Here is a 15854-nt window from a genome sequence, read left to right as displayed (position 1 = left end):
TGAAAAATTAATATGAAAGGAATTATTTTAGCTGGCGGTTCAGGAACAAGATTGCATCCATTAACTTTGGCGGTGTCTAAACAACTTTTGCCCATTCATGATAAGCCGATGATTTACTATCCGCTGTCTATCTTGATGTTATCAGGCATTCAAGAGATTTTAATCATTTCTACACCACATGATTTACCTAATTTTAAGAAGCTCTTGGGTGATGGTTCACAAATCGGATTGAAGTTGAGCTATGCAGAACAGCCTTCACCAGACGGATTGGCACAGGCATTCATCATTGGTGAAGAGTTTATTGGTAATGATGATGTTTGCTTGGTATTAGGCGATAATATTTTTTATGGTGCTGGGCTATCACAAAAGTTGCAAAATGCCGTGAAAATGGTGAAAGAAAATAATAAAGCCGTCGTTTTCGGCTACCAAGTGCATGACCCTGAACGCTATGGAGTTGCCGAAGTAGATACGGAAGGAAATGTGCTTAGCATTGAAGAAAAACCTCAACAGCCGAAAAGTAATTACGCTGTGGTTGGCTTGTATTATTACCCTAATTCAGTGGTAGAAATTGCAAAAAACGTGAAACCTTCTGCACGTGGAGAGTTGGAAATCACCTCTGTAAATGCGGCTTATTTAGAGCAAAAAGATTTAAAATTAGAGGTTCTGTCTCGTGGTTATGCTTGGCTAGACACAGGTACGCATGAATCTTTGGTAGAAGCCACAGAATTTGTAAAAGCAGTAGAAAACCGAACGGGGCTAAAGATTGCTGCAATAGAAGAAATTGCCTACAAAATGGGCTACATCAGCAAAGAACAATTATTAAACAACGCCGAAATCATCAAAAAAAGCAGCTACGGACAGTATTTATTGAGTTTATAATGGAGCCAAAAATCATCAATCTACCTAAAATTATAGACAAAAGAGGAAATTTATCTTTTTTTGAGCACCCGAATCAATTGCCTTTTGAAATTGCCAGAACTTACTGGATTTATGATGTGCCAGGTGGAGAGGAAAGAGGTGGGCATGCATTTAGAGAACAAAAGGAATTTATTGTTGCCTTATCAGGAAGCTTTGATGTAGTTTTGAACGATGGGAAAAAGGATTATACTTACTCACTTAATCGCTCCTATTACGGATTATATGTGCCCAAAATGTATTGGAGGAGAATGGAAAACTTCTCTACCAATTCATTAGCACTGATTGTTTCTGATAAAGGTTATGACGACAATGACTACATTCGTGATTTTAATGAATTTAAAAAACTAAAAAATGAATAATTCTTTTTCTGTTTTTGATTGTAAAATTGTAAAATTGCCCATTGTTCATGAAAACAAAGGGAACATTACTGTTTTAGAAAATAGTATTAATACCCCGTTCGATACCAAAAGAATTTATTATTTGTATGACATTCCTATGGATAGCACAAGAGGTGGGCATGCACATTATAAATTAGAGCAATTTATAATTGCCGCAAGTGGTTCTTTCATTTTCACATTAGATGATGGAAGTCAAAGAAGAGATTTTTTCCTCAATCACCCCGATAAAGCATTACATATAAAACCCGGAATTTGGAGAGAAATGAGAGAGTTTTCAAGCGGAAGTGTTTGTTTAGTATTAGCATCAAAAGAATACACAGAAAGTGATTACATTAGAGATTATAATGATTTTTTAAAGTTTAGAAATGGCAAGTAAAACAATTTGTATTGCTGGTAAAAATAATATTGCTATAAATATTGCTCAATATGTATTAGATAATTTTGCTGATTATAAGATTGTTTCTATCATAAATCAAAATGATAATGGTAAGAACCATTTTCAATTATCTTATAAATTATTTTGTGAGAATAATAATATAGAAATTGTTCAACTAAAGGATGTTTATCCTATTGAAAATTTAATATTTCTATCTTTGGAATTTGATAGAATCATCAAACCTAGACTTTTAAAAACAAAGGAGTTATTTAACATTCACTTTTCTCTTTTACCAGCATATAAAGGGATGTACACTTCTGCACTTCCAATAATAAATGGTGAAAATAAAAGTGGGGTTACTTTACATAAAATTGATGTTGGAATTGACACAGGCAATATAATTGCTCAAACTTCATTTAAAATTGATTTTAAGATGACCGGGCAAGAGTTATATAATAAATATATAAACTATGGGACAGACTTAATCAAGAAAAATTTAGTACAAATAATTCAAAAAAATTATACGGAAACACCTCAACCTATCCAAGGTGCAAGTTACTATTCAAAATCCACAATTGATTATCAGAATCTTGTCATTGACTTAAACAAAACAGCTTTTGAAATTTATAATCAAATTAGAGCATTTTCTTTTCCAGCCTACCAGTTACCAATTATCTTAGGTAATAAAATTTATCATTCTAGAATTTTAAATCAGAAAAGCAAAGATAAGCCTGGTACTGTACAGTTAGAAAATGATTATGAAAAAGTGATTTCTACTATTGATTATGATTTATGTTTATTAAAAGATAGACAAAAAGAACTTTTTAATGCTGCAAAAGAAGGTAATATCAATTTTGTAAAGGAAATGATATCCAATAAATATCCTATTGAGCAGAGAAGTAAAGAAGGATGGGATATTTTAATCATATCAGCATATAACGGGAAGTATGATTTCGTAAAATGGTTGATTGAAGATTTAAAATGGAATCAAAATTCAATGAATAATAATAAAACAAGCTTTGCAATGTATGTAATGACCAATGCTTCTACATCAGATGACATCCAATTACTTAAATATATCAAAGAAAACTGTGCAGAGATAAATTGGAATCATAAAGATGCGTATGGATATGATATCCTTCACTATGCTAAAAAACTAAGTAACAGTAAAGTACTAAACATACTATGTCAATAAAATTCTTAGATTTACAACAAATCAATTTAGCTTACCAGCAAGAGATTGAAGAGCGTATATTACAAACTTTCAGAAGCGGTTGGTATCTTCTAGGGAACGAAGTGAAAAATTTTGAAACCAATTTAGCTCAATATATCGGAGCTAAACACGCCATAGGTGTTGCCAATGGATTAGATGCTTTGCGTCTGATTTTACGTGGATATATAGAACTTGGCATCATGCAAAAAGGCGATGAAATCATTGTTCCTGCCAATACATACATCGCTTCTATTTTGGCAATTTCAGACAATGGATTGATTCCTGTTTTAGCTGAACCTGATTTAGACACTTATAATATTGACATCCATAAAATTGAGGATAAAATCACAGATAAAACCAAAGGGATTATGATTGTTCATTTGTACGGGCAAGTTGTTTTTTCCGATGCATTAAAATCTTTGGCACAAAAATATAATCTAAAGATTATAGAAGATAATGCCCAAGCTATCGGTGCGGAATGGAATGGCATCAAGACCGGAAATTTAGGTGATGCTGCTGGTTTTAGTTTCTATCCTGGTAAAAATTTAGGTGCTCTGGGTGATGCCGGTGCTGTAACTACCCATGACGCTGAATTGGCAAATGCCATCCGAGCATTAGCTAACTATGGTTCGCACAAAAAATATGTGAACATTTATCAAGGTTTAAATTCACGATTAGATGAAATTCAAGCAGCTGTACTGGACGTTAAACTTCAGTATATTGATAAAGAAAATCAAAGAAGAAGGGAAATTGCTGAGCAGTATGTAAAAAACATCAAAAATGATGCGGTTACACTGCCTAATCTACCTCAAAATAAAAAGGAACACGTATGGCATTTATTTGTGATTCGCACAGAAAACAGAGATAAATTACAGCAATATTTAACTGAAAATGGTGTGCAAACACTCATTCACTACCCTATTCCTCCTCACAAACAAGAGGCTTATAAAGATTGGAATGATTTAAGTTTCCCAATCACAGAAAAAATCCATAAAGAAGTATTAAGCTTACCTATCAGCCCCATAATGTCTGATGAGGAAGTAAAAAAAGTAATTGAAGTAGTAAATCAGTTTTAATTTGTCTGCAGAAAAAAGTTCATACCGCCAAATTATGAAGGCTACCTCCATCTTCGGAGGTGTTCAGGTATTTAATATCCTTATTCAGCTAATTCGGTCTAAAGTTGTTGCTGTATTATTAGGCCCAGCAGGTTTTGGTATAATGGGACTTTTGCAGTCCACGATACAATTAATTCAGGCTTCTACCAATTTTGGATTGCGAACAAGTGCGGTAAAAGATATCGCTTCCGCAAATGAACAAAACCAGCCTGAAAAAATTTCAGAAACTGTTTCGGTATTTCGTAGATTAATATGGGGTACAGGTTTATTAGGCTTAATTGTTACTATACTTTTATCTCCCTGGCTCAGTGAACTCACTTTTGGCAATAGAGATTACACTTATCATTTTGTAGCTTTGTCCCTAGTTCTTTTGATTGAGCAATTAAATACAGGGCAAAGCGTATTATTGCAAGGTTTAAGAAAAATAACATTATTAGCAAAGGCTAACGTTTGGGGCTCATTGTCTATGCTTATAGTCTCCATTCCCTTATTTTATTGGCTTAGAGAAGAAGGTATAGTTCCTGCACTTATCTTAGGAGCTATATTCAATTATATCGTTTACTTTTTTTTCACTAAAAATATTCAGATCAAAAAGGCTGTCATAAACCTAAAAGAAGCCATAAGAAAGGGAAGACCAATGCTACAGTTAGGCTTTATGCTATCACTCGCTGGATTGATTTCTATCGCATGTTCTTATCTACTACGTATTTTAATTGCAAGATTAGGATCTATTGAAGAAGTTGGTTTGTATACAGCAGGTTTCGCTATTATTAATAGCTATGTTGGATTGGTTTTTACCGCAATGAGTACTGATTTTTTTCCAAGACTCTCTGCAATTAGCAATAATGTCAAAAAATATAACTTATTGATATCACAGCAATCAGAAGTAAGCCTGATTATCACTGCTCCACTTATCTGTTTTTTCTTAATCCATATAAATTGGATAATTATTTTATTATACTCAAATAAATTCTTAGGAATCATTCCTATGATTAAGTGGGCTATAATTGGTGTTTTATTTAAAGCTGTAAGTGTTTCTACTGCATATTTAATTTTATCTAAAGGGAACTCAAAGCTTTTCTTCTGGAATGAAATATTTAGTAATATTTATATGTTACTCCTAAATATTTGCTTGTACAATTTTTTTCACCTAAAAGGTTTAGGTTTTTCTTATCTAATTGGATATTTTTTATACTTTATACAGATATATGTAGTGTGTAGAAAAAAATATAAATTAAAACTACAATCAATCGTAATCAAAAAATTATTAGTTTATTTATGTTTTGCTAGTTCTTGTCTATTAATCGACATCTTTCTACAGGAAATATATGCTTATATTTTAGGTTCTTTGTTTATTATTATTGTAAGTTTAATAGCAATAAATCAATTGGACGAAAGAGTGGAATTCTTAAGTACATTAAAAAAACGTTTTTTAAATTTATTAAAATGAAAGTATTATTACTAGGCGAGTATAGTGGTGTTCACAAAAATTTAAAGGAAGGATTAACATATTTAGGTCATGACGTTATTGTCGCATCTTCAGGTGACGGATTTAGAAATATTGAGCGTGATATTGACCTTACTAAAAATAAAAATTTAGGTGTTTTCAAGGACATTCATTACTTCTCTAAACTAATAGCTCTCTCTCAAAGGATTAGGAATTATGATGTAGTTCAACTCATGCATCCAGGAATTTTCCCTATCAAATATAAGATAAACTATAGGATTTTAAAGCATTTAAAAAAAAATAATCATAAAATTTTCATGCTAGGAGCTGGAGGCACCCAATTAAACTCCAAACTTGCTGATTTTTACAAAAAATATTTTAAATATAAAGAAATCTATAGAGCTATTAACCCCGAAAATAAAGAACTTTGGAGCGAGGGTATCGAAGGTAGAAAATTTAACAATTTTTTATTGGATATTTTAGATGGTTATATTCCGTTAATGTATGAGTATGCGGAACCTTATAGGAGGGAAAAATATGACAAACTAAAACCAACTATTCCTATTCCTATCAATTTAGAAAAAATAACCTATACTGACAATATTATCCAAAATAAATTAAATATTTTTCACGGAAAAAGCCGTGCTGATAAAGGTACCCCTTTGATTGAAAAAGTTCTAAATAAATTACAACAAAAATATCCTAATGAAATAAACGTTATGATGGTTGGTGGTTTGCCCTACAATGAATATTTGAAAGTATTAGATTCAGCCAATGTTGTAATTGATCAACTATATTCAGCATCTTATGGAGTAAATGCCATAATAAATATGGCAAAAGGAAAAATTGTAATGGGTGGAGGAGAAAAGGAATGTATACAAGAATTTGGATTGACATCCTCCCCCATGATTCCCTTGGAACCTACAGAAGAAAGTATTGAAAAAGCAGTATTTCATTTAATTGAAAATAGGAAAAACATAATAGAAATGGGGATGGAATCACGCAAATATGTAGAAGATATTCACGATCACATAAAGGTCGCGAAAAAATATGTTGATGTTTGGCAACAATAAAAATTAAAACTTATGTTTAATAATTACCAAAATCTAGGCTTCAATAATCCTTATTTTTTTAAGGAAAAAAATAAATTAATCATTTCATCACATTTTGAAGATATTTTAAATATGTTCAATAAAAGTCTAACTCTTGATCCAACTACATTTGTAGAAGTTTTAAACAAAAATTTTGCACTTGGAGATAGAACTATTATTAAAGGGATAAATAAAACTCCTTGGCTATCTAAACCTAACGAAGATTTCACTGATTGGGAAAGAGCTGATATACCCAAGCACGATTATATTAAAAACGATACTAAATCTATTGCTAATGAACTTTTTCAGCGCTTAAAAGATGAGGTATTTGAAAAAACCAAAAACGCCAATGAAATCGGAATCTTGTTAAGTGGCGGAATGGATAGTAGAATGGCAGCTGGGGTATTAGACTACCTCATCAAAGAAAATAAAATCACACCTAATGTGCATGCTTATACTTGGGGATTAACCAACTCTCGTGATGTTCAATATGCAAAAAAAATTGCAACAAGATTAAATTGGGAATGGACCCATTTTACCGTTGATGGAAATGACATTTTAAATAATATTAAAGAAACCGCACTTCATGGGTGTGAATATTCACCTATGCACTTACATGCAATTCCAAAAGTTAGGGATTTTACTTCCGCTGACATAATTATAGGTGGAAGTTATGGCGATAGTATCGGACGTGCGGAATACGGTGGAGTACATGTTTCAAATTTGGCACCTATTAATCAAGGAATTCAAAATATAGCTTCCCTAATTCTTGAAGAAGTGTACAGTGATACTTTGTCTGAAATTCAGTCTGATATCGATCGTTATCATAAATTATTTCCTGCAAAAGAAAAGTATATGCAGAACGAATTTGATTATCAGCTTCATTATATGCGCAGACAACTAAATCCATGTATGGAGTTACTAACCAAAAAAACTAAATTTTATCAACTTTTTACACATCCTAATACTTTTAGATACATGTGGAGCATAGACACCTCGTTGAGAAATGATGAATTGTATATTCATCTTTTAGAATTTTTCAAAACTGATTTGAAGGATATTCCATGGGCAAGAACAGGATTAAGATATGGAATAAAAAAAGGAAGTACTGACAACTATACGAAAGCGCATCACCGTTACAAAGAAATCTTACAGTTTGACATTTTAGACGAAATTAGAGAAATTACTTTGACTCAAAAACTCAAGAATACTGGCATAATAAATTATCAAAATTTAGAAAAACTTTTTGATTTAGTTCAGAAATACCCAATGAATAATTTTTATTATACAGAAAAGTTAGCTTGGCTCGCAAGTGTTTCTACTTTATTAGATTACCAAAATTTTAATTTCTCGAATTTAAAAACAGTTGAAGGGAATTCATCTTCAACAAAAGCAACTTATAATGAGTACATGCTAAGGTATCTTAGAAATAAAAGCGGAAATTTTTTAAGAAAAATAAACCTTATCAAATGAAAATCATCAGACTTTCAACCTATCTAGATTATGGTGGACTGGAGCGTAGATTAGCCAATATTTCACATGTGGAAGATAATAATGAGTGGGTATTTGTTTGCTTTGACAAAAGAGGTAATGCTGCCAAGATTATTGAATCCAATCAAAAACGGGTCGTCAATCTGAATATTTCACCTAAAATTTTTTCCTACAAAACACTTCAAAACTTGGTTCAATTTTTGAGGAAAGAAAAGCCTGATGTACTACACACCTCTGGCGCTGAAGCTAATTTTCATGGTATTATAGCGGGAAAAATAGTTGGGATCCCAAAAATTATTGGCGAGGAAATTGGCATACCGCAACATAGCACAATGGCTCGAATTATTTTTTCAAGCCTTTATAAATTGACAGATTATGTAGTGGGTAATTCTCAATTGGTATTAGATGCAGTTCATCAACTTGATAAAGTTCCATACTCAAAATTGGTAAAAATAGATAACCCTTTAATTTTCAGTCATCTGAATAATAAAAAACAGCATTCTGACAAATGCTTTCAGATGGTAATGATTTCTCGCTTGGAAAAAGTTAAAAATATTAAAGGAGTGCTCGCTGCCTTTTCAAGATTATACAAAGAAAATATAAATGTTTGCTTAAAAATTGCTGGCACAGGATCCGAAGAAATCTTTTTAAAAAATTTAATTGAGGAATTAGACCTACAGAATGTTGTAGAGATGCTTGGTTATGTTACAGATCCATATCCACTTCTCCTCCAATCTGATTTATATATTCTCAACTCTCATTCTGAAGGCTTTTCTAATTCATTGGCAGAGGCAATGTATAGCGGCACGCCTTCGCTAAGCTCTAAAGTAGGTGCTGCAGAAGAAATGATAAAAGATGGCATAAATGGATTTTTGGTAAAACCAGCAGATGAAGAAGACTTGTACCAAAAATTAAAAGAAATTATAAATATGTCTAAATATCAATTGGAGCAAATTGGAAACGCTGGACATGAAAAAATCGTTAATAATTATTCTTTAGAACATCATATTCAAGAATTAATTAAAATTTATCAATAGGTTTACTTTTTAAAAATGAACAATAAAAAAAACATACTCTTCATCACTTGGGACGGACCTCAAACCAGTTATATGGAAGGTTTGTTTATGCCTATTTTTCATGAAATTCAGAAAATAGATACTCGTTTTCAATTCCACTGTTTGCAATTTATTCCTACAGATAATACACAAAACCAACAAATAGCATCCAAACAATTTAATATTCCTTATGCTTCCGCTCATATTCAAAGAAAGCCAATAGCTACATTGGGTAGTTTTTGGGCATTGTTCAATGGACATAAAGAGATAAAAAAATACATCAAAAAATGGGATATTGATATACTGATGCCAAGGAGTCTTTTCCCTGCTTTTATGGTTAATCAACTAAAATCAGATATACCTATCATTTTTGATGCTGATGGGTTACCCATCGAGGAGCGTATTGATTTTGCAGGATTGAAACGTAATAGTTTATCTCATAAATTTTTACAAAACATAGAAAAAAACATAATTCAAAAAGCGGATTATGTGATGACGCGTTCCAACAAGTCAATTGCTTATCATTTGGAGCACTATCATCTAAAAAATCAAAATAAATTTTATCGCGTATTGAATGGACGCGACACCAATCAGTTCAATGTAGATAAACGTATACGGCAAGAATACCGCAAAAAACTGAATGTAACGGATGATACTAAAGTCTTCGTTTATGCAGGTTCTTTTGGTCCACAATACGGCGGCACGGAAATGATAGAAATTTTTAAAGCTTATGAAAAAAATCAGCCCACACATTTTATCTTTTTAACTGGTTCTCCTGAGAAAGTAAAACCTTTAATTCCTGAAAATTTAAAAGAAAAATTTACTGTACATCGTGTTCCGTTTGAAGAAGTTGCTAAATATATGAATGCGGCAGATGTTGCCTTTGCTATTCGGCAACCTACTCTGAGCATGCAAGGGGTCTTTCCTATCAAACTAGGCGAATACCTTTTAGCCGGTCTTCCTACCATCGCAAGCAAAGGCATCGGCGATTCAGAAGAAATTCTAAAAGAAATTCCAGAAATCTATTTATATGACCACAAGAATATTCCTCCTTTGGAGGAAATTATTAACTTTGTAAATCAAAACAATATAACTAAGCAAGAAATAAGAAATTATGCTCTCCAATACTTTTCTTTAGAAGCGGCTGCTGAGTCTTATTTGAGAGTTTTGAATAAAATGATTTGAATATTTTTATGAAAAATCTGATTTTCTTTACATTAAATGATTTTAGCACTCAAGGTGGAGGTCCTGTCAGGATGTATGGTCTTTTAAATACTTTAGCAAATGATGGCAATCATGTTGTTTTCTATTCTAACGCAACTGATTATCATAATTTCCACCCAGCTATTGAGCATCGTTTTGTAAATAAAAAGATTTCTGCTAAAGATAAAAGGAAATTTCAGTTTTTTTTAGCTTTAGGGTTAATTCCTATTTTGGATTCAGTATTTAAGGATTTAAAAGTGCATTTACATCATTTATTATCTTCTCATCAAAACGATACTGTTTATTTTTTTGAATATTTAGATAATTCTATTGGCTATTGGCTTTATAAAAACAAAATCATCGGGAATTATGTAAATGATATTCATGGCATTGCACCTTTAGAGTTTTCTTATCAAAAGGAAAATAAAGGAAACCTTCAGTACCTAAAATTCCAATTGAAAGAATCTGTTGCTGAGAAATTGGATAAAAAAGTTTTGAGTAATGCTTTGTTTAACATTCATGCCAGCGAAAGAATGTATGATTATTTCTGCGAAAAATATCCAGCAATTTTACATCAAAAAAAGGTGGTAATTCCTAATTTACTTTCAGAAAATTCTTTTAATAAAAAAATCAATTTGGCATTAGCTGAGCAAATTAAACAAAAATATATAATCACTGAAAATGATTTTATTATTCTATTTGCAGGTTCATTTAAACTAACAGGTGGGGTTTTAGATTTAATCAAGGCTTTTGAAATTTTAAGTCCAACCAAGCCTAAAGCTAAATTAATGCTGGTTGGCGACGGTCCAGAAAAGGCATATTGTGAAAAATATGTGCAACAAAAAGGATTAAATGATAAAGTAATTTTTACAGGGAAAACACCTTATGGTGACTTACCTATCTACCAATCTTTAGCCAAAATCATCGTTTGCCCAGATCAAGATAATCCATACTCACATTTGATAATTCATCTTAAATATTTGGATTCTCTACTTTCCAATAAAATTGTAATAAATGGTGATTTTGAAAGTGTACATCAAATCAATGAAGATGAGAAGCTTTCTTTGTATTTTGAACCTTCTAACGTTGAAGATTTAGCAAAAGTAATATCAAAAGCAATTGATAACAATGATTTCTATCTTGAAAAGTATAGAAATAATAGTACGTATGCATTAGAAAATTTAACCTACAGCCAATTTATGGATAAAAATCATATTGCTTTATAAATTACGGCTTATATTTGTAGTAGGAGTAAATTAGAATTGTAGAATTATGTGCGGCATCAACGGTAGTATCTCTTGGAATCATTATCAAACAAATATTCACGAGATGAATAATCAGATTATTCATCGAGGCCCAGATAGTGAAGGGATTTATACCGATGAAAAACACGAAGTGAAAGTACAAATGGGGATGAGAAGGCTTTCCATCATCGATTTGCACGATGGTCAGCAACCCATCAGTACCGAAAATGAACAAGTATCTATTGTATTTAATGGAGAAATTTATAATTATCTCGCCATAAAAGAAATGCTGATAGATGAAGGTGCTATTTTCAAAACCAAAAGTGATACAGAAGTTATATTGCAGTTGTACTACAAAATAAAAGATGAGTTATTGTACCTTTCTGAGGTTTCCTATCTAAACAAGCAAGGTATTTTCAACACTCATTACATTCAGAATATCATCCATGAGCATATCAACAGTAAAAAAGATCATACTTTTAAGATTTGGACTTTTTATTGTTTCCAAAAATGGCATGAAAATATTTACAAAAATCTAAAAAATAACACCTAATGCTAGACTATATCATAGTTCCTATCATACTTATCTTTGGTTATGGTTTTAAAAACCGCTTTAGATTTTTAAATGCTTATGATCATCGTATTTTAGATCTGTTATTTTTTTACCATATGATTATGTCCTTTATATTTTATCTTTATATTAGGACAAATGGAGGTGATGCTATTGGATACTGGGAGCAAACAAGAGATCATGATTTCACAGAAATTGCTCATATGATGTTTTTAGAACAAAATGCCACTGCTTCATTGTTGTTTTTCACTCATCTTCCTTCCAAAATTCTAGATTTAGACTTTTTCACAGGGTGTATGATTTTCGGAGTGATTGGCTATATTGGTCTTCTATATTTATATTTGATCATCAAAAAATTATTCCCTTTAAACCAGTTTTTAAGCAGAGTAAAAATACTCAATTTTTCTATATTTCCTACACTTTTATTTTTACCTAATTTCCACTTTTGGTCTGGCGGTATAGGTAAGGATACTTTGGTTTTTTTTGCCATAAGTATTATTATGTACAGTCTATTATCTTTTAGAAAATATTTTTTTCTTCTTTTGCTTGGAGTTTTAATTTCGTATTTCATTAGACCACACATTACACTCATGATTTTCACGGGATTTGGAGTTGCCTTTCTATTGAAAAGTAATTTGATGAAATATCAAAAGTTCTTCCTTATTTTATTTGCATCTATTCTTTTTTTCCCATTATTGTCAAAAGTATTAGAGTTTGTAAAAATTGAAGAAGCAACTTTAGAAAGCTTTGATAAATTTAGTAGCCATAAATCAGAAGCATTAGCTTCTGAAGCAAATTCAGGTATTGATTTAGCTGGACTACCCTATCCTCTACAAGTTTTAACCTTTTTATATCGTCCATTATTTTTTGATGCTAGAAATATACTTTCTCTTCTCGCTAGTATTGAAAATTTAGTTTGGATAACTCTATCTCTTAATTTCTTCAATAATAATCCTTTTAGAACTTTTAAAAAATCTCATTTCCTGATTTTAGGATCATTTTTATTTTGGCTCATTGGGGCATTAACTTTCGCTCCTGTGATGAGTAATTTAGGAATTATTATTCGTGAAAGAAATATGTTTTTACCTGCATTTATTCTTTTTGCCATAGCAGGTATAGCCAATACCAAAAAATTCAGAAAATACGAATGGTGGCTAGCCAAAGAAAAGGAAAAATATTATGCTAATCAGCCTGTTAAAGAATAGATATTTCCCCCTTTTTCTATTTTTCTATCATATGGCTTTCACTATTGCCGTGTGGCAATTGGGGCTACAAGCTGATAGTTATTTTTATTGGTTTAATAAAGAAACTTCTTTTGGCTGGTTACAATATCAGCCATTCCCTATGGGCAATAGTTTTATGCTTTACCTTAATTATGTGCCTGCTTATTTGCTACGAATCCCTCTTTGGGTCGGAGATTTAATTTACAGCTGCATCGGCTTTACGGGCATTTTTTATTGGTATTTATCCATACAAAAGTATATTAATTTCACCCCCGATTTTAAAAGATTACAACTGCCAAAGCTCTTGTTGCTTTTTCCTTCTTTGCATTTATGGACTTCTTTTGTGGGCAAAGAAGCCATATTATTTTCATTAATGAGTCTTATTTTCTACCGAATCATTAGCAAAAAAAATTGGTGGTTTACAGCTTTATTTTTCATCCCAATCGTACTTATTAGGCCTCATACGGCTGCTATGATTTTGGCCGCGGCTGTTCTCTCATTTCTCCTCACTTACCCTACCCGCTGGTGGAACAAATTAATTGTAGCTATTTGCGGCCTCCTAATCGGAATCGCTGCTATATATTCTCTTCTATACACAGCAAATTTTCAAAATATAGACCTTAGCTCTATTAAGCAATATATTCAAGCTCATCACACCGTTTTTAAAGATACTCCAAGCTATGTACCTATGGAGGAATATTCCATTCCTTGGCAATTATTAACCTTTTATTTTCGTCCGATTGCAGCAGAAAGCTTAGATCTGCTCGGTTGGTTTTATGGTTTAGAAAACATGGTTTTTCTTGGCCTTTTTTTAATCTGGTCTTACTTTCTAATTCTAAATTATAAAGTGATTAAAATTTCTTTTTTACAAGTTTTCATTTTTGTTTTAGCTTTGGTTTATGCCTTGGTATATGCACAACTTTACAGTAACTTTGGCATTATTGCAAGAACCAAAATACTGGTAACGCCATTCATTTACATAATACAGATTCACATTATCTTTCAATTGATTAAAAACCCATTTAAACTCAAATGAAAAAGCCTAAGATTGTACGCATTACAACTGTTCCCCTTTCTTTAGACAAACTTTTAGAAGGTCAATTAAAGTACATGGCTAATCATTTTGAGGTAATAGCCGTTAGTTGCTGGGAAGATGGATATTTAAAAAAAATAGCTGAAAGAGAAGGCGTTCAATATCACCCCATTGAAATGACCCGAAGCATTACCCCCGCTCAAGATCTAAAAGCTCTCTTCCGAATGGTGAAGTTTCTGCGTCAAGAAAAGCCAGAAATTGTGCATACACATACCCCAAAAGCTGGAATCATAGGTATGTTGGCAGCCAAATTAGCGGGCGTTCCTATTCGTTTGCATACAGTAGCTGGATTGCCTCTTATGGAAACCTCTGGCCCAAAAAGAAAAATACTCAATTTTGTAGAAAAGTTAACCTACGCCTGTGCGTCAAAGGTTTTACCCAACTCTACTGGTTTGAAAGATTTTATTATAAAAGAAAAACTAGCTTCACCTAATAAACTTCATATCGTTGGTAACGGTAGCTCTAATGGCATTGACGCGAATTATTTTTCTAAAGATCATTTTTCTGAAGAATTTTTAAAGGCTTTAAAAAAAAATTTAAATATCAGTGAAAATGATTTTGTCTTTATTTTCGTAGGAAGATTGGTAAAAGATAAAGGGATTAATGAATTGATAACTGCTTTTTCAAAAATACGACAGAAAAATCTTAAATTATTATTAGTTGGTTCTTTTGAACAAAATTTAGATCCTTTAGATGAAAACACCTTAACTGAAATCAATCAAAATCCAAATATTATTTCTGTAGGTTGGCAAAACGATGTCCGCCCCTATTTTGCTATAAGTGATGCCTTGGTCTTCCCCAGTTACCGTGAAGGCTTCCCCAATGTAGTGATGCAAGCTGGTGCTATGGGGTTGCCCAGTATTGTGAGCGACATCAACGGGTGCAATGAAATTATTCAAAATAGAATAAACGGTTTTATCGTTCCTATAAAAGATAGAGAAAATCTACAAATAGCGATGCAACGCATGCTAAATGAAGAAAATATTTATGAAAAATTACAACAAAACGCACGTCCAACAATTGTTAGCCAATACAAACGTGAGGCTATTTGGCAAAAAATCTATGAAATCTATCAATTTTATTTGAATGCAAAATAAACTCATTATTTGCTTTTTAACTTCATGTACAGAATCCTTAATGCATTTAGTTCAAGCTAACTTTAACATTGTTGAATAGGTCTATTAAACACAAATTGATTAATATTTAGAATTGATTGTTATAATTTATCAAAACTATTTTTTTACTTTCCTTAAGATCCTTATTATTTTATTAATATTCAATACATTACATTAACTTTTTAGTATTTCGATCAACTTTTTTTATAATACTTCTACAGATTTTTTTAAGGCTTAAAAAATTTACGGCGGTTGTCTTCGTTTTTTGAGACGACTTTTTCTTTTGAGCTAAAGTCTAGTC

The 15854-nt window shown here is 31.7% G+C and carries 15 protein-coding genes; all 15 read left to right on the top strand.

Features of this window, described 5'->3' with window-relative positions:
• The first annotated feature begins 12 nt into the window (after positions 1-12).
• The 15 genes from rfbA to D5J18_RS02410 are packed head-to-tail and all read left to right on the top strand — an operon-like array spanning position 13 to position 15535.
• On the top strand, positions 13-879 hold the full coding sequence (gene rfbA, locus D5J18_RS02480) for a glucose-1-phosphate thymidylyltransferase RfbA (protein ID WP_119057430.1): 867 nt from the start codon (positions 13-15) through the stop codon (positions 877-879).
• The gene (locus D5J18_RS02475; RefSeq protein ID WP_119057429.1) at positions 879-1277 is read left to right on the top strand and encodes a sugar 3,4-ketoisomerase; all 399 of its coding nucleotides are present in this window, start codon (positions 879-881) and stop codon (positions 1275-1277) included. Before rfbA ends, D5J18_RS02475 begins: the two co-directional genes overlap by 1 nt.
• Positions 1270-1692 (top strand): sugar 3,4-ketoisomerase, encoded by a 423-nt coding sequence (locus tag D5J18_RS02470; RefSeq protein WP_119057428.1) that lies wholly within the window; start codon positions 1270-1272, stop codon positions 1690-1692. The genes D5J18_RS02475 and D5J18_RS02470 overlap by 8 nt, the downstream gene beginning before the upstream one ends.
• Positions 1682-2887: a formyltransferase family protein gene (locus tag D5J18_RS02465; protein ID WP_119057427.1), complete on the top strand. Its 1206-nt coding sequence runs from the start codon at positions 1682-1684 to the stop codon at positions 2885-2887. Before D5J18_RS02470 ends, D5J18_RS02465 begins: the two co-directional genes overlap by 11 nt.
• Positions 2878-3981 (top strand): DegT/DnrJ/EryC1/StrS family aminotransferase, encoded by a 1104-nt coding sequence (locus D5J18_RS02460; RefSeq protein ID WP_119057426.1) that lies wholly within the window; start codon positions 2878-2880, stop codon positions 3979-3981. The genes D5J18_RS02465 and D5J18_RS02460 overlap by 10 nt, the downstream gene beginning before the upstream one ends.
• Position 3982: 1 nt before the next feature.
• Complete coding sequence (locus D5J18_RS02455) at positions 3983-5470, top strand: oligosaccharide flippase family protein (RefSeq protein WP_133298090.1); 1488 nt, start codon at positions 3983-3985, stop codon at positions 5468-5470.
• Complete coding sequence (locus D5J18_RS02450; RefSeq protein WP_119057424.1) at positions 5467-6540, top strand: glycosyltransferase; 1074 nt, start codon at positions 5467-5469, stop codon at positions 6538-6540. Before D5J18_RS02455 ends, D5J18_RS02450 begins: the two co-directional genes overlap by 4 nt.
• A 12-nt stretch (positions 6541-6552) precedes the next feature.
• Positions 6553-8031 carry an asparagine synthase-related protein gene (locus D5J18_RS02445; RefSeq protein ID WP_119057423.1) on the top strand — a complete coding sequence of 493 codons (1479 nt, stop codon included), beginning with the start codon at positions 6553-6555 and terminating at the stop codon, positions 8029-8031.
• Positions 8028-9086, top strand: coding sequence for a glycosyltransferase (locus tag D5J18_RS02440; RefSeq protein ID WP_119057422.1), 1059 nt, complete (start codon positions 8028-8030; stop codon positions 9084-9086). Before D5J18_RS02445 ends, D5J18_RS02440 begins: the two co-directional genes overlap by 4 nt.
• A 15-nt stretch (positions 9087-9101) precedes the next feature.
• The gene (locus D5J18_RS02435) at positions 9102-10289 is read left to right on the top strand and encodes a glycosyltransferase (RefSeq protein ID WP_119057421.1); all 1188 of its coding nucleotides are present in this window, start codon (positions 9102-9104) and stop codon (positions 10287-10289) included.
• An 8-nt stretch (positions 10290-10297) separates the two neighbouring features.
• Positions 10298-11533, top strand: coding sequence for a glycosyltransferase family 4 protein (locus D5J18_RS02430; protein WP_119057420.1), 1236 nt, complete (start codon positions 10298-10300; stop codon positions 11531-11533).
• Positions 11534-11579: 46 nt separating this feature from the next.
• Positions 11580-12104 carry an asparagine synthetase B family protein gene (locus tag D5J18_RS02425; RefSeq protein WP_119057419.1) on the top strand — a complete coding sequence of 175 codons (525 nt, stop codon included), beginning with the start codon at positions 11580-11582 and terminating at the stop codon, positions 12102-12104.
• Positions 12104-13327, top strand: coding sequence for a hypothetical protein (locus D5J18_RS02420; protein WP_119057418.1), 1224 nt, complete (start codon positions 12104-12106; stop codon positions 13325-13327). The genes D5J18_RS02425 and D5J18_RS02420 overlap by 1 nt, the downstream gene beginning before the upstream one ends.
• A gap of 31 nt (positions 13328-13358) precedes the next feature.
• Positions 13359-14381, top strand: a complete 1023-nt coding sequence (locus tag D5J18_RS02415; protein ID WP_119057417.1) for a hypothetical protein — start codon at positions 13359-13361, stop codon at positions 14379-14381.
• Positions 14378-15535: a glycosyltransferase family 4 protein gene (locus D5J18_RS02410; protein ID WP_119057416.1), complete on the top strand. Its 1158-nt coding sequence runs from the start codon at positions 14378-14380 to the stop codon at positions 15533-15535. Before D5J18_RS02415 ends, D5J18_RS02410 begins: the two co-directional genes overlap by 4 nt.
• Positions 15536-15854 lie beyond the last annotated feature (319 nt).

This window comes from Candidatus Ornithobacterium hominis (genome assembly GCF_900538215.1).
GTDB lineage: Bacteria > Bacteroidota > Bacteroidia > Flavobacteriales > Weeksellaceae > Ornithobacterium > Ornithobacterium hominis.
This window is presented reverse-complemented; position numbering and strand designations above follow the sequence as displayed.